General features: G+C 71.3%; 19 protein-coding genes and 1 pseudogene. 11 read left to right on the top strand and 9 right to left on the bottom strand.

The features are described from left to right. Window positions 1–597, top strand: a 597-nt coding sequence (locus tag AB0C29_RS04565; RefSeq protein WP_360815055.1) for a hypothetical protein, incomplete at its 5' end; no start/stop codon positions are given. Window positions 598–629: 32 nt separating this feature from the next. Here AB0C29_RS04565 and AB0C29_RS04560 read toward each other — a convergent pair. After that, window positions 630–1283 (bottom strand): helix-turn-helix domain-containing protein, encoded by a 654-nt coding sequence (locus AB0C29_RS04560; RefSeq protein WP_360815052.1) that lies wholly within the window; start codon window positions 1281–1283, stop codon window positions 630–632. Between the two features lie 94 nt (window positions 1284–1377). On the opposite strand from AB0C29_RS04560, the gene AB0C29_RS04555 reads away from it, so the two are divergent. From AB0C29_RS04555 to AB0C29_RS04545, 3 genes are read left to right on the top strand one after another with little or no spacing between them, the layout of a single operon-like run. After that, window positions 1378–1866 carry a nucleoside deaminase gene (locus AB0C29_RS04555; RefSeq protein WP_360815050.1) on the top strand — a complete coding sequence of 163 codons (489 nt, stop codon included), beginning with the start codon at window positions 1378–1380 and terminating at the stop codon, window positions 1864–1866. Continuing rightward, the gene (locus tag AB0C29_RS04550; protein ID WP_360815047.1) at window positions 1863–2270 is read left to right on the top strand and encodes a VOC family protein; all 408 of its coding nucleotides are present in this window, start codon (window positions 1863–1865) and stop codon (window positions 2268–2270) included. The genes AB0C29_RS04555 and AB0C29_RS04550 overlap by 4 nt, the downstream gene beginning before the upstream one ends. A gap of 9 nt (window positions 2271–2279) precedes the next feature. Further along, the gene (locus AB0C29_RS04545; protein ID WP_360815044.1) at window positions 2280–5216 is read left to right on the top strand and encodes a BTAD domain-containing putative transcriptional regulator; all 2937 of its coding nucleotides are present in this window, start codon (window positions 2280–2282) and stop codon (window positions 5214–5216) included. Here AB0C29_RS04545 and AB0C29_RS04540 read toward each other — a convergent pair. Together AB0C29_RS04540 and AB0C29_RS04535 are read right to left on the bottom strand one after the other, a co-directional pair. Beyond that, the gene (locus tag AB0C29_RS04540) at window positions 5172–6230 is read right to left on the bottom strand and encodes a winged helix DNA-binding domain-containing protein (RefSeq protein WP_360815041.1); all 1059 of its coding nucleotides are present in this window, start codon (window positions 6228–6230) and stop codon (window positions 5172–5174) included. The genes AB0C29_RS04545 and AB0C29_RS04540 overlap by 45 nt on opposite strands. Then, complete coding sequence (locus AB0C29_RS04535) at window positions 6227–7330, bottom strand: epoxide hydrolase (RefSeq protein WP_360815038.1); 1104 nt, start codon at window positions 7328–7330, stop codon at window positions 6227–6229. Before AB0C29_RS04535 ends, AB0C29_RS04540 begins: the two co-directional genes overlap by 4 nt. Window positions 7331–7392: 62 nt before the next feature. On the opposite strand from AB0C29_RS04535, the gene AB0C29_RS04530 reads away from it, so the two are divergent. Next, window positions 7393–8346 carry a YafY family protein gene (locus AB0C29_RS04530; protein WP_360815035.1) on the top strand — a complete coding sequence of 318 codons (954 nt, stop codon included), beginning with the start codon at window positions 7393–7395 and terminating at the stop codon, window positions 8344–8346. Here the strand turns inward: AB0C29_RS04530 and AB0C29_RS04525 are convergent. Genes AB0C29_RS04525 through AB0C29_RS04510 form a run of 4 tightly spaced genes read right to left on the bottom strand, consistent with a single transcriptional unit; the run spans window position 8343 to window position 13075 of the window. Next, window positions 8343–10037 carry an MGH1-like glycoside hydrolase domain-containing protein gene (locus AB0C29_RS04525; protein ID WP_360815032.1) on the bottom strand — a complete coding sequence of 565 codons (1695 nt, stop codon included), beginning with the start codon at window positions 10035–10037 and terminating at the stop codon, window positions 8343–8345. The genes AB0C29_RS04530 and AB0C29_RS04525 overlap by 4 nt on opposite strands. A 23-nt stretch (window positions 10038–10060) precedes the next feature. Then, the gene (locus AB0C29_RS04520; protein WP_360815029.1) at window positions 10061–10870 is read right to left on the bottom strand and encodes a carbohydrate ABC transporter permease; all 810 of its coding nucleotides are present in this window, start codon (window positions 10868–10870) and stop codon (window positions 10061–10063) included. After that, entirely contained in the window at window positions 10867–11808 is a 942-nt protein-coding gene (locus tag AB0C29_RS04515) for a sugar ABC transporter permease (RefSeq protein WP_360815026.1), read from the bottom strand. The genes AB0C29_RS04520 and AB0C29_RS04515 overlap by 4 nt, the downstream gene beginning before the upstream one ends. A 13-nt stretch (window positions 11809–11821) precedes the next feature. After that, the gene (locus AB0C29_RS04510) at window positions 11822–13075 is read right to left on the bottom strand and encodes an extracellular solute-binding protein (RefSeq protein WP_360815023.1); all 1254 of its coding nucleotides are present in this window, start codon (window positions 13073–13075) and stop codon (window positions 11822–11824) included. Between the two features lie 230 nt (window positions 13076–13305). On the opposite strand from AB0C29_RS04510, the gene AB0C29_RS04505 reads away from it, so the two are divergent. Both AB0C29_RS04505 and AB0C29_RS04500 read left to right on the top strand, forming a co-directional pair. Beyond that, entirely contained in the window at window positions 13306–14319 is a 1014-nt protein-coding gene (locus AB0C29_RS04505; protein ID WP_360815020.1) for a LacI family DNA-binding transcriptional regulator, read from the top strand. 75 nt (window positions 14320–14394) lie between these two features. Next, entirely contained in the window at window positions 14395–16218 is a 1824-nt protein-coding gene (locus AB0C29_RS04500) for a ricin-type beta-trefoil lectin domain protein (protein WP_360815017.1), read from the top strand. 39 nt (window positions 16219–16257) lie between these two features. Here the strand turns inward: AB0C29_RS04500 and AB0C29_RS04495 are convergent, their stop codons facing one another. After that, window positions 16258–16779, bottom strand: a complete 522-nt coding sequence (locus tag AB0C29_RS04495; protein WP_360815014.1) for a hypothetical protein — start codon at window positions 16777–16779, stop codon at window positions 16258–16260. Between the two features lie 71 nt (window positions 16780–16850). Between AB0C29_RS04495 and AB0C29_RS04490 the strand changes: the two are divergent. The 3 genes and pseudogenes from AB0C29_RS04490 to AB0C29_RS04480 form a co-directional block, all read left to right on the top strand. Next, a pseudogene (locus AB0C29_RS04490) lies at window positions 16851–16961 on the top strand (DUF5984 family protein); the annotation flags it as partial. Beyond that, entirely contained in the window at window positions 16925–17467 is a 543-nt protein-coding gene (locus AB0C29_RS04485; RefSeq protein ID WP_360815057.1) for a DUF5984 family protein, read from the top strand. The pseudogene AB0C29_RS04490 and the gene AB0C29_RS04485, both read left to right, overlap by 37 nt. A 95-nt stretch (window positions 17468–17562) precedes the next feature. Further along, entirely contained in the window at window positions 17563–18486 is a 924-nt protein-coding gene (locus AB0C29_RS04480) for a hypothetical protein (RefSeq protein WP_360815011.1), read from the top strand. 1 nt (window position 18487) lies between these two features. Here AB0C29_RS04480 and AB0C29_RS04475 read toward each other — a convergent pair whose 3' ends face one another. Beyond that, window positions 18488–19657, bottom strand: a complete 1170-nt coding sequence (locus AB0C29_RS04475; RefSeq protein WP_360815008.1) for a PQQ-binding-like beta-propeller repeat protein — start codon at window positions 19655–19657, stop codon at window positions 18488–18490. Between the two features lie 252 nt (window positions 19658–19909). On the opposite strand from AB0C29_RS04475, the gene AB0C29_RS04470 reads away from it, so the two are divergent. Continuing rightward, entirely contained in the window at window positions 19910–21373 is a 1464-nt protein-coding gene (locus AB0C29_RS04470; RefSeq protein ID WP_360815005.1) for an endo-1,4-beta-xylanase, read from the top strand. Window positions 21374–21439 lie beyond the last annotated feature (66 nt).

The raw sequence follows: 21439 nt of genomic DNA, 5'->3' as shown, positions 1-21439 counted from the left end.
CTCCGGATCACCTCCGGCGCCAAGTACCTGGAGATCCGCATCCAGGACCCGGCCGCCGACCCGCGGCGATACCGCGAGGAGCTGGCGGCGCACGGGCTCGACATCGACCTCTCGCTGGCCGCCGCCGAGCCCGAGCGCGTCGGCCGGGTCGTCTTCCAGGAGGACGACGTCCGCGGGATCGAGCCGGTGGAAGCCCCGGGGAACTGCACCGCCAACGGCAACTGCGCGGTCGGCGTCCGGGTCCCGCTCTCCTACCGTGGGCACGCCCGGATCGTCTTCGGCCGCACCCCGCTGCCCGGCGAAACCGTCGAGGGCGATGCCCCCGTGCTGACCACCACGGACCAGGCGTCCCTGGACGCTCTGGTCGGCAAGCGCGTGTCGGAGGCGCGCCGGCTCCTGAGCGCTAACGGGCAGAAGGCCAGCTACCGGGTCGGCCCGAAGTCGCTGGAGGCCCCCGCCGCCGAGGTGCCGGGCTCGTGGATCATCTTCGACACCGCGCCGCTGGCCGGTGGCGTCGTGGTGATCTGGGCGTCGCCGGACGGTCAGGCGCCGGACTACGACGACGACGTCCCGGTCGAGCCCACCCCGACGCGTTAGCGCAGCAGAGCCGGAGCCCCGTGCGTCGCCGATCAGACGGTCCCCGCGGTTCGCCAGCGGGCGGCCAGGTCGGACTGGCGCGCGGGGCGGCCCGGCAGTGGCGCCTCGGCCGGGGCGTGCAGAGCCTGGAGCAGCAGAGCGAGGTAACGATGACGCAGGGCGGCACCACCATCGGCGCCGGGGAGCTCGATGAAAGCGATCATCTCCAGCAGCAGCGTGACGTCGGCCTCGGAGACGTCGCCGCGCAGCTCGCCGGAACGACGGACCCGTTGGAAGAGGGTCTCGGCCAGCTTGCCGGCCCGCATGGCGAGAGCCGAGAGCTCGGGCGTCGGGGTGAACGTGCCCGCCAGCCGCTGCGCCAGGGCCTGGCTCTGGCCGTCGACGACCCGTTCCAGGCAGGCGACGTAGGTGTCCCACGGCGCGTCGGCGGAGGCCAGCGCCGTCTCGAGATCGGCGACGTAGCGGTTGAGGCCGTCCTCGGCCAGCGCCCGCAGGAGGTGCTCCTTGCTGGGGTAGCGCCGGTACAGAGCGCTGATCCCCACTCCGGCCTGCACGGCGACCTTCGCGATCGGCGCTTCCGGATCGGCCAGGAACACCGCCCGGGCGGCGTCGAGGATGCGCCCGTCGTTGCGCTGCGCCTCGGCCCGGCGGCCGCTCAGGGAGCTGCGGTTTTGTTCCTCGGCCATCAGTGGAGGCTAGCAGTGGATCAAGTTGAGCTGCTCTGCTAGCGTGCCGGAGGAGCAATACGTTCCGTTCCGTTTCAGCCGACGGGGGCCAGAATTGCTGACCGACATCGACCTGGTGCACCTGCGCCGCTGCGTCGAGCTGGCGCGCGAGGCGCTCGACGCGGGCGACGACCCGTTCGGTTCCGTGCTGGTCGGACCCGACGGAGAGCTGCTGCGGGAGGAACGCAACCGCGCCGGAGCCGGGGACGAGACCAGACACCCGGAGTTCGACCTGGCCCGGTGGGCGGCCACGGAGGTGCCCGCGGCGACCCGGCCCGGCTGCACCGTCTACACCTCGGGTGAGCACTGCCCGATGTGTGCGGCGGCCCACGCGTGGGTCGGGCTCGGCCGCATCGTCTATGCGGTGTCCGCGGTGCAGCTCACCGAGTGGCGCACCGGCTGGGGGCTCGCGCCCGGACCCGTACGCGTGCTTCCCGTCGAGGCGGTCACCACGGGCATCACGGTCTCCGGGCCGGCCGACGAACTGCTCGACGTCATGCGCGAGCTGCACCACCGGGCCGCGCTGCGGAGGTCGACGGCATGACGGTCCGCCAGCTCCGCCTCGTGGTGCACGCGGAGGACTACGAGCAGGCGGTGACGTTCTTTCGCGACGCGCTCGGGATGCCCGTCGCGGAGTCCTACTCCGGTGGCGGCGGCGCCGAAGTGACCATCCTGGACGCGGGCCGGGCCACCCTCGAGCTGTCGAACACCGCGCAGATCGAGCTCATCGACGATGTCGAGGTCGGGCGCCGGGTCGCACCCCGGTTCCGCCTGGCGCTCGAGGTCGAGGACTGCGAGTCGGCCACCCGCACCGCGATCGAGGCCGGGGCCACCCCGGTCGCGCCACCCACGCGTACGCCGTGGGACTCGGTCAACGCGCGGATGGACGCGCCCGGGACGATCCACCTGACCCTGTTCGAGGAGCCGACGGACCCGGGTCCCGCTTGAGGGGGGCCGGTGGCGGCTGTCATCCATTTCCGCGTCCTGGGCACCCTGGAGATCCGGCGGGACGACGCGCTCGTCGTCATCTCCGCGGCGAAGCTCCGGATCATCCTCGCGTCGCTGGTGCTGCACGCGGGCCGCGTCGTGCCGGTCAGCGTCCTGATCGACCGGCTGTGGGACGACGAGCCGCCGGCTGAGGCGCGCGCGGCCCTGCAGACGTACGTCGCACGACTGCGCCGGCAGCTGGGCGCGGACTTCGCCATCCACACACGCAGCGGCGGGTACGTCATCGAGCTGCCACCGGGCTCCTGCGATCTGCAGAAGCTCGACGAGCTGTTGGAGAGCGCTCGGACAGCCCTGGGTCAGGGCGACCGGGTGGCCGCCCTCGAGTCGTTGCGGGCGGCGAACGCACTGTGGCGTGGTCCGATCCTGTCCGACGTGGAGTCGGCCACCTTGCATCGCGAGGAGGTGCCGCAGCTGCAGGAGCGGTGCCTCGAGGCGGCCGAACGCCGGTTCGCGCTGGAACTGGCGCTCGGGCACCACCGGGCGGTCGTCGAGGAGTTGCGGGCGCTCGTCGCGGCGTACCCGTTGCAGGAAGGGCTGCGGGCCCATCTGATGCACGCGCTCTACCGGTCGGGCCGGCAGGCCGAAGCCCTGAAGGTCTACCGCGACGTCGCAGCCCTGCTGCGCACCGAGCTGGGCCTGGATCCGGGCTCCGAACTGCGCGCTGTGCACCAGGCGATCCTGCTCGGCAAATCGCTCGACGGCGACGCCCCCGGCAGCGCCGCACCCAATCCGACAGCGCTGTGCCAGCTGCCCCCGGCCATCGGCGACTTCGTCGGCCGGGCCGATCAGGTGGCCACGATCGCCGGCTCACTGGACGCCGGTGGCGAGCCGGCCCGGTTGCCGATCGTGGTGCTGAGCGGGGTGGCCGGCGTGGGCAAGTCCGCGCTCGCCGTGCAGGTCGCGCACCGCGTACGGGACCAGTTCCCGGGCGGCCAGCTCTACGTCAATCTCGGCGGTGGCGGCGCGGCTCCTCGGGACGTGTCCGAGGTGCTCGGCGAGCTGCTGTACGCGCTCGGGCTGCTCCCGGACGCCCAGCCGCGCTCGGTACCGGCGCGGGCAGCGACGTTCCGCGCGCGGGTGGCCGACCGCCGGGTCCTGATCGTGCTCGACGACGCCGCCGACGCCGGACAGGTGGCACCGCTGCTGCCCGGAACCGCCGGCTCCGCCGTCCTGATCACCAGCAGGCGGTCACTGGACGAGCTTCCCGCCGCCGATCATCACCGCCTGCAGCCGTTCTCGGTGGCGGAAGGGGTGTCGCTGCTCGCTGAGATCCTCGATCCGGACCGCGTCGCCGGCGAGCGGCCGGCAGCGGAGGAGCTGGTGGAGCTTTGCGGCCGCCTTCCCCTCGCGGTCCGCATCATCGGCGCCCGGCTCCAGCCCCGGCCCACCCTGCAGCTGCGCGCGCTGGCGGATCGGCTGCGGGACGAGCGCCGGCGCCTCGACGAGCTGGCCGTGGGTGACCTGGCGGTCCGCTCCGAACTGGCGGTCGGCTACGGCGGGCTGGCCGGCCCCGTCCAGCTGGCGCTGCGCCGGATGGGTCTGCTGCCCGCCGAGTCCTTCGCCGCCTGGACGCTCGGCGCGGTCCTCGACGGCGGCGACGGCGAACGCGCTGTCGAGCAGCTCATGGCGGCCGGGCTGCTGGACCCGGCCGGCCTGGACCTGACCGGGCAGCTGCGGTACCGGCCGCACGACCTGGTCGCGCTGTTCGCCCGGGAGCTGGCCTGCGGCGAGGACCGGGAGGTGACCCGGGCCGCGTACCGGCGGCTGCTGGACACGTTCCTGGTGCTGGCCCATGACGTGCACGTGCGGGTGGACCGCAAGGACGGGTTGCCGCCTGACCCGCTGCCGGACGACCTCGATGCGGCGCCGGTGGACCTCGCGGCCCTGACCGCCGACCCGGGCGCGTGGTTGCAGACCGAGCGGGCCCAGCTGCTGTACGCCATCACGCAGGCGTGCGTGCTGGGCAGCTACGACAAGGCGGCGCTGCTGGCCGACCTGACCATTCCACCGCTGTCCATCCGGGGCGGCTACGAACAGATCGCCCAGGTCCGCGCGGCCGTCCGGGACGCCGCCCGTACGGCCGGGGACGAGCGGGTGGCCAGCCGGCAGGCGAGCAGCCGGGCGGATGTCCTGCTGTCTCTGTGCCTCGACGACGCCGCCGCGGAGTTCGAGGAATCGGTCGCCGTGTTCCGCCGCCTGGGGCTGAGCCATGAACTCGTGCACAGCCTCACCGGCCTCGCGTTCGCCCGGATGTTCCAGGGACGGCCGGCTCTCGCGCACGCGGAGGAGGCGACCGCGATCGCGTACGCGACCGGCGACCCGGACGACATCGTGCTGGCTCTGCGCACCCACGCCGACACCCTGGTCCTGCAGGACCGGCCGGCCGAGGCATTGCCACTGCTGGAACGGGCCCTGGCCCACACGCAGGCCCTGTGGAACAACGACAGCCATCGCGCCCTGCTGGTCCGCAAGCTGGACTGCGCGATCTCGCTCGGGAAGCTGGACCTGGCCGACGCGACGTTCGAGCAGGCCCGCGAGGTGACCGACGCGGTCAACAACGCCCACGGCTTCGGCTGGCTGCTGGTGCACCACAGCCGGTTGCGACGGGCGCGCGGCGACCTGCCCGCCGCCATGAGCGACGCGCGCGAGGCGCTGCGGCGCATGGTCGAGGCGGGCGACCCCCGCGGGGTGTTCCTCGCGAATCTGCGGCTGGCCGAGGCGCTGCTGGCCGGTGGCGACTCCCCCGGTGCCACCGCACTCATGCGCACCCTGCTGTCCACTTCGGACGTCGCGTCCGTGCCGCTGCTCAAGGCGAAGGCCGAGGCGCTGCTGAAGCAGGCGTCAGCAGTCGGCCTCGACGACGATGTCGCAGGTCGCGCCGGGTGACAGGAACGCGGTGAGGCGCTCGGCCTCGGTCAGCATCGACTCGCTCTCGGCGTACGGGATCGGGGTGAAGGGGTTGACCGTCAGGACCCGGCGGTGCAGCCGCCAGGTCCCCTGCCAAAGACCGTCGATGAGGACCGTGCCGGTGGTGGCGCCGTTGCCGGCCGGGAGTGGCACCGGGCGGGCGTGCGGGATGACCCGGGTGCGGTCCTTGTGCGAGAGCAGCAGATTGTCGTACTCGGGCAGGAAGCGCACGGGGGCCGGAACGTCCCCGCCGGGGCGCGGCGCGTCCGGCAGGTCGTAGAGCGTCTCGCCGGACTCGGCGCGGAAGGTGCGCAGGCCGAGGCGTTCGACGACCTCGCGCAGACGCGTCAGGCCCGACCACAGCTGGAGGTCGGGGACGCTCGCCGGGCCGAAAGCGCCCCGGTAGCGCAACACCAGACCGTCCACCGGTACGGATCGCAGTGTCGCGCCGAGCCACGTCTCCACCTGGGCCCACGCGGCCGGACCGGTGCGGCCCCACACCCCGCGCGGCGGCACCTGGCAGAGGGCGAGGGAATTCGTGGCCGAATAGGCCAGGGAGGCCGGGTCGGCGTCCGGCCAGTCCTCGGCGAGCAGGCGGCTGAGCTCGGCCCGGGTCCGCGGTCGTTCCTCCAGCAGGGTGGCCGCCCGGCGGGCCAGGGCCGCCCGGTCGTAGTCGCCGCGGAACACCTTGTCCAGCGGCGGATCGAACAGCAGCCGCCAGTCCAGGGCGTCGTGCGCGCTGACCAGGTGCACGGTGGTGCGCATCAGGTGGATCCGCACCACCTTCCGCTGCTCGGTCAAGGTGGACAACTCGTCCGGGACGAAGTCGCGCAGCCGGGTCCAGAGGCCGACGTACGGGGCGAGCGGCGCCTGGGCCTGCATCCCGGCCAGGTGCTCGATCATGTCGAGCGCCCCGCCCGGTGCCCGTTGCAGCAGGTGCTGGCGGGCCAGGGTGGCCCGGTTGAGCTCGCGCGGGCTCAGGACGTCCGTCATGTGAGGGGACCGAAGAACGCGCGCAGGTCAGCGGCCAGCTCGGCCGGGGCCTCCATGGCCGGGAAGTGCCGGCCGCGACCGTGCTCGGTCCAGCGCGCGCTGGCCGGCGCCGGGATCAGCTTGCGCACTGTCTCGTCCGAACCGAAGACCGCAAACCCCTGCGGTACGCCGGGCGGGCTGCCCCAGTCCGACGAGTGCGCCTGGTCGTAGAGGGTGTGCGCGGCGCTGACCCCGGAGCCGGTGAACCAGTACAGGCTGACCGTGGTGAGCAGCTGGTCCCGGTCGATCGGCAGATCCGTCCACTCCTCGAACTTCTCGGCGATCCAGGCCAGCTGGAGCACCGGTGAGTCGGTCAGGCCGTACCCGATGGTCTGCGGGCGACTGTTCATGATCGAGAGGTAGCCGGAGCCGTCCGTCCGGAACGCGTCCATCCGGTCCTTGATGAGCTGGTCGACCGGGTCGTCCGGGTCGAGCCGCTCGGCCATACCCGGGATGAACGTCGCGGTCGCGGCCGCCGTCCACGGGTCCGTCACGACGTGCAGGCCGAGCACGTGCTCGCCGTCGAGGCCGGCCAGCAGGCCCGAGATGCCGGCCCCGACATCACCGCCGTGGACGCCGTACCGCGGGTAGCCGAGCCGCCGCATCAGCTCGGCCCAGGCCCGGGCGGTGCGGGCCATGGTCCAGCCGGTGCCGGCCAGCGGGGTGGAGAACGCGTACCCCGGCAGCGACGGGATCACCAGGTGGAAGTCCTCGGCGAGCGGCCCGATCAGGTCGAGGAACTCGGCGACGCTGCTCGGGTAGCCGTGGGTGATCAGCAGCGGGGTGGCGCCGGCCCGGTCCGACCGGACGTGCAGGAAGTGGATGCGCTGGCCGTCGATCTCGGTGGTGAACTGCGGGAACGCGTTGAGCCGGGCCTCCTGGGCCCGCCAGTCGAACCCGGTGCGCCAGTGGTCGGCGAGCTCGCGGAGGTGGCCGGGCGGGATGCCGCGGGTCCACCCGGTGCCGGGGAGCTCGGCGGGCCAGCGGGCGGCGGTCAGGCGGCGGTGCAGTTCGTCGAGGTCGGCGTCGGGGATCGCGATGCGGAAGGGCTCGATGTCCATACCGATCACGCTAGGACGAATAGCGGAAAGCTTTGTTCCTAGTTTCCGGTCAGAATCGAAGAATGCTGGAGACCTCCGCGCGGCTGCTGCGCCTGCTGTCGTTGCTTCAGATCCGTCCCGACTGGACCAGCACCGAGCTGGCCGGCCGGCTCGGCGTCACCACCCGTACGGTCCGCAACGACGTGGAACGGCTGCGGGCGCTGGGATATCCGGTGAACGCCCGGCCCGGCGTGGCCGGTGGTTACCGGTTGGGTTCCGGTGGTGCGCTGCCCCCGCTGCTGCTCGACGACGACGAGGTGGTCGCGGTCGCGGTGGGACTGCGGACGGCCGCGAGCGTCACCGGGATCGGCGAGACGTCGGTGCGCGCCCTGGCCAAGCTCCAGCAGATCCTGCCGTCGCGGCTCCGGCACCGGATCAGCGCCTTCCAGGCCGCGACGGTGGTGCTGCCGTCCCCGGGTCCCGCTGTCGACCCCGACGTGCTGACCGCCATCGCCGGCGCGTGCCGGGACCATCATCGGCTGGCCTTCGACTACCGGACGCACGCGGGCTCCGCGGCGCGGCGGTCGGTGGAGCCCTACCGGCTGGTCCACCACCGGGGGCGGTGGTATCTGGTGGCCTGGGACCTGGACCGCGACGACTGGCGGACGTTCCGGGTGGACCGGATGGACCCCCGTACGCCGACCGGGCCGCGCTTCACGCCGCGGTCGCTACCGCCGGATCCCGAGCTCATGGCCCGGATCTCCCGCGGGGTGGGCGAGGCGACGTGGCGGTACCGGGCTCGGGTGGTCGTCGAAGCCTCGGCGGAGCACGTCCGCAGCCGCCTGCCGATCCCGGTGGACATCGAGGAACTCGGCGACCAGCGCTGCGCCTTCTCTCCGGGCTCGGACCACCCCGAGATGCTCGCGCTGTACCTGGGCATGCTCGACGCCGACTTCACCGTGACCGACGCACCCGAACTGGTGGCCGTCCTGGGCAAGCTCGCCGAGCGCTACCAGCGTGCCGCGGCGGCCGGCTAGGTCATCCGAGCGGCGAGGATCAGGTACACGGCGGCGGTCCAGGTGTACGCCCGATCGCGCAGTCCGGCTCCGGTCCCGGCGTCGAAGTTCTCGGCGAAGCCCGACGTCTCGCACAGTTCCCGGAAGCGGCTGCTGATGTCGTCGGCCAGCTCGTCGAGCCCGGCCCGCCGCAGGCCGTCCTCGATCAGCAGGGTGGCGGGGGCCCAGATGGGGCCGCGCCAGTATCCGTCAGCGGCGTACCGGGGCGAGTCGAGCGGCTCGGTGGCCAGCCCGTGCGGAGTGAGGTGGGCCTTGAGGCCGGCGGCCAGGGTCGTGCGGATCTCCGCCGGCAGGTCGGCGCCCAGCGCGATGGGCATGAGCGCGAGCAGGCTGGTGCTGCCCGAGGTCTCACCGGTACGGGGATCGCGGGCCAGGAACCGGCTGCCGTCCCACAGGGTCGACAGCAACGCGGTCTTCAGCTGCTCCGCGGTGGCCGTCCAGTGCTCCGCCGCCCCGGCGTCACCGAGCTCGGCGGCGAGACTGCTCAGCTCCCGCAGCTGGAGGATCAGGAACGCCGTGAGATCGGCGGTCTCCAGCACGCGGCCCGCGTCGAAGGTGCTCGCGTTGTCCCAGCCGCTGTCGTTGCCGTGCTGGTAGTGCGGCAACGGATGCCCGGGCACCCGGCGCTGGGTGAGCCAGAAGTCGGTCCAGTGGCTCAGCCGCCGGTAGGTCTGCGTCAGCTGCTCCCGGTCGAGCGGCGGCAGCTCCTGCCGCAGGCGGCGCAAGGCCCAGCCGTGGATGGGTGGTTTGACGAAGTTGTAGAGCACCTCGGAGTGGGTCACCGAGTCCGGCAGCGCGCCGGTCGGGTCCTGGTGGTCGAACGGGAGGTGGAACTGGTCCCAGGCCAGCCCGGGATCACCGGCGGCCAGGGCCAGCGCATTGAAGCAGTGGTCCCAGCTCCACACCTTGTCCATCCAGTGCTTGGACATCAGCACGGCCGGGCGGCCGAGGAACCCGCCGGGTGCCACGGTGGCCGACCACAACACGTACGTGGCGAGTTCGGCGGCCGGGGTGCGGGCGTCACGCCACGGGGCGACGGCCTCGACGTACCGGCCGAACGCGTCAGCGGTGTCGCGGGCCACCTCGTCGAAGGTCGCGGCCGGGCGGTAGGGGTCGCGGCTGGTCGCGTACTCCTCGATGGCCAGTTCCCAGGCCGGGCCGCCGGGCAGGTCCAGGTGCCGGTCGCCGGTGCCGAGCAGTTCGGCGCCGGCGGCGGCCGGGTCGCCGGAGAGCACCGTGATCCGGTACCGGTGGCCGGTGGCATAGGAGGTGAACACGTAAGCGCCGTCCCGCGGATCGCGGTAGAGGTAGGTGCCGGAGAACGGGGTCAGCGACGCCGCCGCGACCGCGATGCGCAGGCCCAGCCCGGCGCCGCGCAGCCTGATCGTGTCGGCGTTCTCGTAGACCAGGTCGACGTGGCCGGACGGGTGTTCCCACCGCAGCCGGGACGGGGTGGCCGAGACCGGCGCGTCGACACGCTCCCCCGCGCTCCTGGCCTCGAAACGCAGCACCGCGTGCATCCCGGACCGGTGCGAGACCAGGTGCAGGTCCTCGGCGTAGGTCTGCTCGGCGATGACCGGGGAGATGTCGAACCAGGACTCCCGGTGGCTGAACGGGATGTCCCGTACGGAAAAGGTGGTGACCACGGACATGGGTGCCTTTCGCCGGTGTTGGCTCAGTCTTTGACCGCACCGGCGGTGACGCCGGCGGCCACGTAACGCTGCGCCAGGATGAGCAGCACGGTGGCGGGAACGGAGGCGACCACCGCGGTGGCCATGATCGCGTTCCACTGCTGGTTGTTGTTGCCGATGTAGTGGTAGATGCCCAGCGTGATGGGCTGGTGGGCGCCACCGCCGTCGAGGGTCGCGGCGAAGACGAAGTCCGACCAGGCCCACAGGAAGGCGAACAGGCTCACGGTGACGGTCGCGTTGCGGCTGACCGGCAGGATCACCGAGCGGAACGTGCGCCACCGGGAGGCGCCGTCGATCATCGCGGCGTCGGTGAGCTCGGCCGGGATGCCCGCCATGAAGGCGGCGAAGATCAGCACCCCGAACGGTACGGCGATGGTCGAGTCGGCCAGGATCAGCCCCGCGACCGAGTTCAGCACGCCGGCGCGCAGGTAGATGGCGTAGAAGCCCATCGCCATGATGATGCCGGGGATCATCTGGGCGATCAGCAGCACGAAGCTCAGCGCACCGCCGCCCCGGGGACGCAGCTTGGCCAGCGAGTATCCGGCCGGCGCGGACAGCGCCAACGTCACGGCCACCGTGCCCACCCCGACCAGCAGGCTGGTGCCCAGGTACGGCAGCTGATGGTCCAGGACCGCGCGGTAGCCCTCCAGAGTGCCGTCGAACGGGAACAGGTGCGGCGGGTCGGCCCGCATGTCGGTGTCCCGGGTGAAGGACACGTTGATCATCCAGTAGACCGGGAACAGCATGACGGCGGTCAGCCCGAGGCCGGCGACCGTCTTCAGCGCTCTGCTCATGCCGCCTGCCTGCGCTGCATCCGGATGTAGACCAGGCCGCACACCAGCGCCATCACGATCAGCAGGTTGCCGACCGCCGCGCCCGGGCCGAACCGCGGCAGCGCGCTGCCGAAGCCCAGCCGGTACGACCAGGTGGCGAAGGTGGCCGAGGCGTCGGCCGGACCACCCCGGGTCATGATCCAGATGATGTCGAAGACCTTCAGCGTGTAGACCAGGCCGAGCAGGATCGTGATGGCCGAGACGGGACGCAGCAGCGGGAACGTGACCCGCCAGAAGCGTTGCCAGCCGGAGGCGCCGTCCAGCGCGGCCGCCTCGTGGATCTCCGCCGGGACCGCCTGCAGACCGCTGTAGAGCACCACCAGGTTGAACGGGACACCGATCCAGATGTTGGCGATGATCACGCTGACCAGCGCCCACCGCGGGTCGGTCAGCCAGTTGACCGGGTCCGCCCCGAACACCCCCAGGGCGGCGTTGACGATCCCGGAATCGCTGTTGAGCATCCAGGACCAGCTCGAGGCCGAGACGATCAACGGCAACAGCCACGGTACGAGGAACAGGGCGCGCAGCGTCGCGGAAAGCGGGAAGTTCTGGCGGAAGAACAGCGCCAGCGCCATCCCGATGGAGAACTGGAACACCAGGCACACCACGGTGAAGACGACGGTGTGCGTCAGCGCGGGCAGGAACGTCGGGTCGGCGGCGACGGTGCGGTAGTTGTCCAGCCCGCTGAAGGGCGCGCCGCCCTGCACGAAGGAGCGCACGGTGTAGGCGCGCAGGCTCAGATCGAGGTTGCGGTAGAGCGGGTAGGCGTAGAACGCGCCGAGGTAGAGCACGACCGGCGCGGCGAACGCCCACGCCCACCACTGCTCCGCTCTGCCCCGGCGCCGCGCGGCCCGGTCGGGCTGGTCAGCCGCCGGCTGCGCGCGCGGGCGTTCCGTCACAGGCGCCGCCATGTCACTTGGTGGCCGCGGCCGCGGTGGCCTGGGCCGCCTTCAGCGCGTCCTGCGGGGACTTGCTCCCGCTGAGGGCGGCCTGGAACGCGCCCCACATCGGCTCGGAGATCTTCGGGTACTTGGTGCCGAGGTTGTCGCTGGTGCGCCCCTTAGCGGCGTCGACCGCCTCGACCCACACCTTCAGCGCGGGCGTCGCGGCCACCTGCTTGGCCTGCACGGCGTCGGTGGCCGCGATGTAGGACAGCGTCGTGTCCGTCGTGTACGCGTTGTCGGCGCTGGTCAGGCAGGCGATCAGCTTGGCCGCGACGGCGTACCGGCCGGTGTCGCTCTGCACGGGTGCGGTGACGAACTCACCGCCCGTGGGCGCCGGGGCAGTCCCGCCGGCGCTGGACGGGATGGGGATGATCCCGTACTCGAAGCCGGCCTTCTCGGCGTTGGCCAGCTGCCACGTGCCGTTCTCGGCGAAGGCGTAGTCGCCGCTGGCGAACTCCTGCCAGCTGGTGGTCTGGGTGTTGTTGATGACGGAGTTGGGGGCGTAGCCCTGCTTCAGCCAGCCGGTCCACAGGGTCAGCGCCGAGACGGCCTGCGGCGAGTCCAGCTGGGTCAGGTTCGCGCCGGAGCCCCAGAACCAGGGCAGGAACTGGAAGCTGCCCTCCTCGGTGCCGATGGCCGAGAACGTGATGCCCTTCTTGCCGGCCGCCTTGACCTTGGCCAGCGCGGCGGTCAGCGAGGCCCAGTCCTTGACCTGGGCCGGGTCGACCTTGGCGGCGTCGAGGACCTTCTTGTTGTAGTACAGGGCCAGGGTGTTGGCCCCGATCGGCATCCCGTACGTCTGGCCGCCCAGCTGCCCGGCGGCCAGCAGGTTGGGCTCGGCCGCCGAGGTGTCGATCTTGGTGTCCGCGGTGGTGGTCAGCACGCCCGCCTCGGCCAGCGTCGACACCACCGGGTTGTCGACGATCAGGACGTCCGGCGAGTTGCCCTGCTGCGCGGCCAGCAGGGCCTTGTTGGTCAGGTCGGTGGTGTCGTAGCCGGTCCGCTTGATCGTCACCCCGGCGCCGGTGCCACAGGCCGTCAGCAGCTTGGCCCAGTCGGAGCCGGTGTCGAACTGCGGGTACGGGTCCCAGATCGTGTACTCCTTGGCCGACGCGCCGGACGACGGGGAGCCGGAGTCGGAGCAGGCGCCGGCGAGCGCGGTCAGAGTGATGGCGAGCAACGCGCAGCCGGCGGCCCGGCGGCTGATGGTCGAGGTTCTCATGTCGGACAACTCCTGAATGCGGCAACGGAAACGACAGGCATTCGAATCGGTTCGACTACTCGGTGCGCCGACAGTAGGACTCCGCCACCGCGCGGTCAACACCTCAACCGACCGGTATTGTCGCTTTCTGAAACATCCCGTTCATCGCAACGGCGTCCTATTGACATCGCTGGATGTCGCTGCCTAGCGTCAGCCGCGAACCGATTCGACAGCGATAGGATCAGGTCCTCATGAACATCGGCGAGATCGCGCGGCGGGCCGGGGTGTCCCGCAGCACCGTGTCGTACGCGCTGAGCGGACGCCGGTCGGTGAGCACGGAGACCAAGCAGCGGATCCAGGCCGTCATCGACGAGATCGGTTACCGGCCCAACGCCGCCGCCCGGGCCCTCAAGGAGGGCCGGACCCGTACCCTCGGGCTGGTCATCCCGCCGGCCAGCCTGCGCCTGACCGACATGCAGCTCGGCTTCGTCGCCAGCGTCGTCGAGGCCGCGGCCCACGCCGACCTGGACGTGCTGCTGTCGCCGTCCGGCGGCGACCACGACCGCTCGTTCGAGCGCCTGGTCTCCGGCCGCCGGGTCGACGGGGTCATCCTCATGGAGATCCGGCTGGAGGACGAACGCGTCACCACCCTCCAGCAGCGAGGGCTGCCGTTCGTCACCATCGGCCACACCGCCCACCCGCACGGCACCTGCTGGGTCGACGTCGACTACGCCGCGCTCGTGGCCCGCTGCGTGCACCACCTGGCCGACCTCGGCCACCGCAACATCGCCCTGCTCAACCGGTCACCCGAACTGGTCGCCGCCGGTTACGGCCCGGCCCACCGGGCCCAGGCGAGCTTCGCCGAGGCCGTCCGGCAGCGCGGCCTGACCGGGATCGAGCAGCCGTGCGCCGACGACCCGGCCGCCGGCGAGGAATGGTTCGAGCAGCTGCGCGAACGCCACCCGGAAGTCACCGCCATCACGACCATCAACGAGGCGGCCCTGCCCGGCCTGCAACGCGGTATCGAGCGGCTGAACGTCGCCGTCCCGCGCGACCTGTCCATCGCCGGGGTCGCCGCCCGGCACTGGGCCGAGGGCTTCCGCCCCCAGCTCACCGCCGCCGACGTCCCCACCCTCGAAATGGGCTCGCACGCCGTCGAGCTGCTCCTCGAACGGATCGCCGCGCCCAGCAGCCCGCCGCGCCACCTGCTGCTCGCGCCGCCCATCTCACTGCGCGACAGCACCGGACCCGCCCGCACCAGCTGAACCGTCCGCTCCCCCGGGACGAGCCGCCGGCTCCTCCCGCGATCCCTGCTGCCCTTCTCCCCCTCCGGAGGCACCGTGAGACCCGCATCCCCCACGCGTATGCGCATCGGCCGGCTCCTGGCCGGAATGCTGGCCGCCGCCGGCGTTCTCGCCGCACCGGCCCCGGCCCGCGCCGACGACCAGAGCATCAGCGTGAACTTCGCTGCCACCACGGCCGCGCCGACCTACCGGGCGTCCGGCTGGATCTACGGCATGACCGAGAACGGCACCGCACCACCGGACAACTTCTTCACCGACATCAAATACCAGGCCATGCGGGCCGGCGGCGCCCAGCTGCCCGGCGGCGGCTGGCAAGGCGGCGGATACGACCGCCGATGGAACGCCACCCGCGCCCAGATGCTGCGTACCAAAGCCCTGGGCGGCACGTTCATCCTGCTGCCGCACGACCTGTGGGGCGCCGACGGCGCGGGCATCCCCCGGTTCCCCGGCGACAACGGCAACTGGACCGACTACGACAACTTCCTCACCCGCGTCATCACCGACGTCAAAGCCACCGGGGTGCCGGTCCAGTGGGACATCTGGAACGAACCCAACCTCTCCATCTTCTGGAACCGCACCCAGGCCCAGTACTTCGAACTCTGGCGGCGCACCTACCAGCGGCTGCGCGCCGACATGCCCGGCACCCTGATCGTCGGGCCGAGCCTGGCCGGCGTCCCCTCGACCAGCGGCGGCTGGTGGGGCCAGTACCTGGACTACGTCAAGGCCAACAACGCGGTGCCGGACATCTTCAGCTGGCACTCCCTGCCCGGTGACCCGGTGGCCAACGTGGCCGCCGCGAACTCCTCGCTCGGCTCCCGCGGCATTCCGCACAGCCGGCCGTACCAGATCAACGAGTACGGCGCCGGCGACGAACAGAACCCCGGCGACGGCGCCTGGTACATCACCCGGCTCGAACGCGCGGGCGCCGACGGGCTGCGGGCCAACTGGGCCAGCGGCGGCAACCTGCACAACGACCTGGGCAACCTGCTCACCCACAACTCGGCCGGGCAGTACCAGCCCAAGGGCGAGTGGTGGGTCTACCGGTTCTACGCCGGACAGACCGGCACCGGGGTGTCCACCACGGCGTCCGCCGGGTACGACGCGTACGCCACCAAGGCCGACGGCAACGCCAAGATCCTCGTCGGCGGCGGGCGCACCACCGGCAACATCGCGGTCAACCTGCAAGGACTGAACACCACTACCGGCATCGTGACCAACAACCAGGTCCGCGTGCAGGTGCAACGCATCCCGCACAACAACGGCGGCGCGGTCACCGGACCCACCACCGTGCAGGACCAGAACGTCACCCTCAACGGCAACGCGGCCACCGTGACCATCGCCAACAACACCATCACCGATGCGTACACCATCACGCTCCTGCCGCCCACCAGCACGGCGGGCTTCCAGAGCACCGCCGTGGCCCAGCACAGCGGGATGTGCCTCGACAACACCGACCAGCGGACCACCGACGGCAACCAGCAGCAGCAGTACCCCTGCGACGGCGGCACCCAGCAGCAGTGGAACTTCCGCCCGGTGTCCGGTGTGGCCGACACCTACACGGTCGTCAACCAGCAGAGCGGCAAATGCCTCGACGTCAGCGGAGTATCAACCGCCGACGGCGCCGCCGTGCAGCAGTGGACCTGCCTCAGCGGCGGGCTGAACCAGCAGTTCACTCTGCGGCGGGTCAGCTACGCGGGCAACGACGCGCACGACTACCAGCTCGTGGCCCGGCACAGCGGCAAGTGCGTGGACGTCAGCGGTGTGTCCACCGCGGCGCGCGCCGTCGTCCACCAGTGGACCTGCAAGCCGGTGGCTCAAGCGAGTCCCCTCAACCAGACCTGGCGACTGCTCGGCCGATAAACCCGGCTCCCTCCCGCGGCGCCCATCGGGCGGACGTGGTCAATCGAGGAGGTCGGGGAAGGTTCCGAAGGGCCCCACCGGGCCGCTGGACATCGTCAGCTGGACGACCCCGGTGGGGATCTTCGGGAACGGCGGCCGGGAAGGTGGCCCGGCCGTCATGCCCAGGGTGATGTGTGGGCGGTAGTCCCGGTCCACCAGACCCAGCGGCGTGTGGCCGAGACCCAGGAACTCCTGGTGCAGGGCGTCCAGCTCCGAACTCCGCACGATCTCCAGGCCGAAGTAGTAGCCGCCGGTCGGCACGTAGTAGTCGCCAGGAGGAACCACCGAGTACAGCAGGCCGATGATGGTCGCCGGGAAGATCCGGCCCCGGTGGGCTGCGGTCGCGGCGACGATCCCGGCCGTCTGGTCCTCGGCGCAGTCCACGTGCAGGACCGAGAGGTGCGGGGGTGCTTCCTCCCCGAGCAGCATGAGCGGCTCGTGACCGTCCCCGATCGCATGCGACAACTCGATCAGCGACCGCGAGGTCTCCGCGTCCGGCCGCAGCACCACTCCATAAGCCACGAGGACCATTGTGTCAGCGGTACTGGAGCCCACGATCGACCCGGACCCGGGCGCCCCGGCAGACTTGTCCGATGATCAGGTTCGGTTTCCGTCTGTGCCCGCTGGACGAGGTGTCTCCGTGGGGCGGCGATCGGCCGTCGCTGCACTGGTTCGGGCTTACGGAAGGCCGGTACTGGCTGGAGGTCGCCGGGCAGCCGTATCCGGACGTCGACTACTACCTGGCCGGCTCTGGGAGGACGTCAATGTCCTCACCCCTGACATCCTGGAGGCGGTGCCCGACGACCTGCAGTCCTTCATCGCCACCGATTCGACGCAGTGGGCGTGTGATCCGCTCGACTTCGTTCCCGAGGTGGACGACGGCCCGGATCACCCGGTGGTCACCGCCGTGAACTGGCACAGCGGGCACTACCTCGACTTCGGTTACCTGCGTCACCCTCCCCACCTGAGGCTCTGGCGAACCGTCGACGGCGACCGCGACGAGATCACCCTGGACTGGCAGCACGTTGACGACGGCGAGATCGGCTTCGCCCAGCGGTGCAGTGTCCCGACGGAGGCCTACGTCGAGGCGGTGCACACGCTCGACCGCGAGCTGATGACCGCCATGCACCAGCGGATCCAGGAGCCTCGGCCGCACACCGGCGACCGACTGGGCCGCCGTCCGGCAAGGAGCCCGCCGACTCGCCGGTGACGTACAGAGCTCACCCTGACCCGACGGGACATCACGTATCGATCGGGACCGCTATGGTGGCCGGAAGATCTGTCACGACACGGGGGTATTGCGACATGCGTCTTGCCGTCCTGCGCGCCACCACTACGTCCCTGCTGCTGGCCGGCGCCGTGGCGCTGCCCGTCGCTCCGGCCGCCGCGGCCGCGTCACCTCACATCTCTTTCGCCCCGCCGGCCGTTGTCGGCGCCGGGCTCACCGCCGCCGAGGTTCCGGTCGAGGTGGTCAACACCGGCGGCACCGCGCGGTCGAGTGTCGCGCTGCGGATGACCGTCACGCCGGTCTCCGGCAGTGCCCTGCGGCCGCTCGATTCCACGCTGGTGCTCAGCTATCAGTTCGGCACCCAGTACCGCCCGCTGGACTACGAGGTCCGCGGCGATGCCCTGGTGGCCACCACCCCCGCGCTGTCCGGGGTCGACGCCGACGCCACCACCACGATCCGGCTGCGCGTCTCGACCCGGCCCACCGACAGCGCCCCGCACGTCGACAAGATGACCGTCCGGGTGGCCACCGAGGCGCTGGACGGTGACGGCGTCGTGTTCGCGACCGACCGCAGGGCCGACCGGATCGCCCTGGTCGAGCCGCGGGCCGACATCACCGGCTGGTCCGGCGAGCTCCAGGTCGGCACGCCCACCGTCGTGACGATGTCGCTGACCAACACGACGCCGCTGGCGTACTCGATTCTGCGCCCGGGCCTGGCGCTCTACCGCGCCGGCAACGAGCAGGTCGTCGTCGAACGCCTCGACGGCGACCAGTGGACGCCCGTGTCCGGCCCGAGCAACAGCTACTACTGGTGGTACACCGACGACAACCCGAGCCTGCAGCCCGGCGAGTCGTACACGGCCACGCTGCGTATCACCTTCACTGACGAGACCGCCGCCGGCGAGCAGGGCACCCTCTACAACATCGGCTACACGTACTTCGGCTACCCCATCGCGGTGGACGGCGAGGCCTACAAAGTCACGGCGGCCGGAAGCCGCTGACTCAGGGCGCGTACGCGGTCACCGTCGACCCGGTCCGGCCGTACAGCCGGCCGTTGGCCACCATCGGTGCGCCCTGCAGGGCCGCGGTCTTCGCGTCCAGCGTGATCGGTTTCCCGGTACGCGTCTCGAACGCCGCCAGTGGGTGACCGGTGTCCCGCCAGCCGTACACCACTCCCCCGCCGACCGCGAACGTGATGGGGGCGTCCTCGGTGAAGGTGGCCGTCCAGACCCGGCGGCCGTCCTTCGCGTCGACGGCGATCAGCTCGTTGGAGAAGGTGTGCAGGTAGATCCGCTCGCCATCAGTGGCGAAGCCGAAGGTCGAGCCGTGGCTCGGGAAGGTCTTCAGCACGGCTCCGGTGGCCGCGTCGACGCTGCGGATCCGCTCGTCAGGATCGCAGCGCAGGTAGAACGTCGAGCCGTCGGGTGACGCGCCGATCGGGGTGTGACAACCCGCGTCGGCCGGCCACACCGTTCTGCCGGTCGTGACGTCGACCGCGGTGGTCGAGTCGTCGCCGACCACCAGGATCCTGCCGCCGGCGGCCACTGTCTCCCCGGCGATCGAGCCCTGCCGCGCCCAGACCCGCGAGCCGTCGGCGATGCGGTACGCCCGGATGCCGTACTTGCTGATCGGCGCGTCCCACACGCTGCCGACCACGATGCCCTTGTCGACGAGCAGGCCGTACATGGTCTCCGGGATCCGCTTGCGGTAGAGGACCTTGCCGGTGGTCACGTCGTGGGCGGTCAGGAAGGTCTTGCCGGACCGGCAGTCGCGGGACTGGGCGACGAGCCTGGTCCCGACGATCGCGGCGAGGCTGATGCTCGTCTTCCTGGTGGTGGCCGGTGTCCGCCAGGCCAGCGCGCCCGTGGTCGCGTCGTAACCGCTGATCCGGTACGCCGCCGCGGTGATCAGCCGGTTCGCGCCGACCAGGGGCACGGCCGGGGCAGCGCACTTCGCGGTGGCCAGCGGGACGGTCCAGCGTGGCCTGAGCTGGCCGGCGGTCGCGGGGGTCAGCCGGGTCTCGCCCGGGTTGTAGTAGTCGCCGGTCGCGTGGGCCGCGGCCTGTCCCCAGGCGTCGGGCGTCGTCGCGGCGGCCGGATCCGGGAGCGGGATCTGGCCGGCGGTGGCGCTGATCGCGGCGACCACGGCGACGGCTAGGTAACGACGTTTCACGGCATCTCCTCGGCACGGGACAAGAAGATCACCGTAGGGAGGCATGTCCCCGATGGACGGCTGCCGGGCGCGGCGCTCACCCGGTCGAGCGACCTCTAAATCTCCGGAAGTTTCGGTACTTCAAGATCCACTATTCGTAACTTCTGATTGACAGCTCCCGATATTTGGCTGAGGCTTACCGGGTCGAAACAAGGAGGAAACCTCGTGAGTAGCGTACTTGGACGGGCCGGAAGTAGACCGAAACTTGCAGCGATGGGCGCAGCGGTTCTTCTGGTCGGTGGCGTCGTGACCGTGCAGTCCACCGGCACCGCTGAAGCAGCCGCCAGCACCCTGCGGGCCGCCGCCGCCGAGGCCGGCCTGTTCTTCGGCGCCGCCGCGGGTCCCGGCAAACTGAACTCCTTCTTCTCCAGCGAGTTCGGCCAGCTCACCCCCGAGAACGACATGAAGCCGGACGCGATCGCCAACGCCAACGGCACGCTGCGCAACACCGGCAACGCGGACACGCTGGTCAACTTCGCGCAGTCCAACAACATGGTGGTACGCGGCCACACCATGGTCTGGTACTCGCAGGCCGGGCAGTTGCAGGGCGCCAACCAGTCGACGCTGAACACGTACATCGGCAACGCGCTGACGCGCTGGGGCAGCAAGATCGCCTACTGGGACGTCGTGAACGAGTCGCTGGCCGACAACAACGCGGGGACGCGCCGCAGCCAGTGGCCGCACACCCTGGACCGTGACGCCAACGGCGACGGTGACTACTTCGACGCGACCGACACCGACTACATCCGGGACTCCTTCACCCGGGCCAAGCAGGTCGTCCAGCAGAACGGGCTGAGCACCAAGCTCTGCATCAACGACTACGACGTCGAGGGCCTGACGGTCCAGGGCGGCGGCCGCAACCGGAAGTCCGACGCCCTGTACGACATCGTGCGGGCGTACACCCAGGGGTCGAGCAAGCTGATCGACTGCGTCGGGTTCCAGAGCCACTTCAACGACAACCCGAACAGCATCATCACCGCCGACCTGCAGGCCAACATCCAGCGCTTCGCCGACCTCGGCGTCGAGGTGCACCTCAGTGAGCTGGACATCGACGACGACCTCAGCAACAACGACATCGGCCAGGGGCAGGCGGAGAACTACCGCAAGGTCGTCCGGGCCTGCCTGAACGTCGCGCGGTGCACAGGCATCACGGTCTGGGGCATCTCCGACAGCGAGTCGTGGCGCGCCTCCGAGCGCGGCCTGCTGTTCACCGGGAGCAACGGCAACTACCAGAAGAAGGCCGCGTACACGGCCGTCCTCGAAGAGCTCAACAAGGGCCGGGGCACCACGACCCCGCCGAGCTCACCGCCGGTCTCCTCGCCGCCGGTCTCGCCGTCGGTGCCCCCGGTCTCGCCGTCGGCCTCGGCCAGCTCGCCGCCGGTCCCGGCCGGATGCTCGGCCGCGGTGTCGCTCAACTCCTGGAACGGCGGGTTCGTCGCCACCGTACGCGTCACCGCCGGGTCCGCCCCGATCAACGGCTGGACCGTCGGCCTGAACCTCCCCAGCGGCGCCACCGTGACCAGCGGCTGGAACGCCACCAACACCGGCACCAGCGGCGCCGTGCAGTTCTCCAACGTCAGTTACAACGGGCGGGTCGCCGCCGGACAGTCGGTGGAGTTCGGCTTCCAGGGCACCGGCAGCGCCGTCGGCGCCACGCCCACCTGCACCGCCTCGTGAGCTGATCCGACGCCCGGGCCGCCCTCGAACCGGCCGGCCCGGGCGTCGGCGCGATCGGGACGCGAG

The sequence above is a fragment of the Actinoplanes sp. NPDC048791 genome, assembly GCF_040650095.1.
In the GTDB taxonomy this organism is placed as follows: domain Bacteria; phylum Actinomycetota; class Actinomycetes; order Mycobacteriales; family Micromonosporaceae; genus Actinoplanes.
The sequence above is the reverse complement of the archived record's forward strand: the minus strand, read 5'-3'. Positions and strand labels throughout refer to the sequence as shown.

Bases quoted from the DNA above. Each gene is read 5' to 3' on its own strand.
- AB0C29_RS04560 (WP_360815052.1), bottom strand. From the start codon at position 1,283: ATGGCCGAGGAACAAAACCGCAGCTCCCTGAGCGGCCGCCGGGCCGAG.
- AB0C29_RS04550 (WP_360815047.1), top strand. From the start codon at position 1,863: ATGACGGTCCGCCAGCTCCGCCTCGTGGTGCACGCGGAGGACTACGAG.
- AB0C29_RS04540 (WP_360815041.1), bottom strand. From the start codon at position 6,230: ATGACGGACGTCCTGAGCCCGCGCGAGCTCAACCGGGCCACCCTGGCC.
- AB0C29_RS04535 (WP_360815038.1), bottom strand. From the start codon at position 7,330: ATGGACATCGAGCCCTTCCGCATCGCGATCCCCGACGCCGACCTCGAC.
- AB0C29_RS04530 (WP_360815035.1), top strand. From the start codon at position 7,393: ATGCTGGAGACCTCCGCGCGGCTGCTGCGCCTGCTGTCGTTGCTTCAG.
- AB0C29_RS04525 (WP_360815032.1), bottom strand. From the start codon at position 10,037: ATGTCCGTGGTCACCACCTTTTCCGTACGGGACATCCCGTTCAGCCAC.
- AB0C29_RS04520 (WP_360815029.1), bottom strand. From the start codon at position 10,870: ATGAGCAGAGCGCTGAAGACGGTCGCCGGCCTCGGGCTGACCGCCGTC.
- AB0C29_RS04510 (WP_360815023.1), bottom strand. From the start codon at position 13,075: ATGAGAACCTCGACCATCAGCCGCCGGGCCGCCGGCTGCGCGTTGCTC.
- AB0C29_RS04505 (WP_360815020.1), top strand. From the start codon at position 13,306: ATGAACATCGGCGAGATCGCGCGGCGGGCCGGGGTGTCCCGCAGCACC.
- AB0C29_RS04480 (WP_360815011.1), top strand. From the start codon at position 17,563: ATGCGTCTTGCCGTCCTGCGCGCCACCACTACGTCCCTGCTGCTGGCC.
- AB0C29_RS04470 (WP_360815005.1), top strand. From the start codon at position 19,910: ATGGGCGCAGCGGTTCTTCTGGTCGGTGGCGTCGTGACCGTGCAGTCC.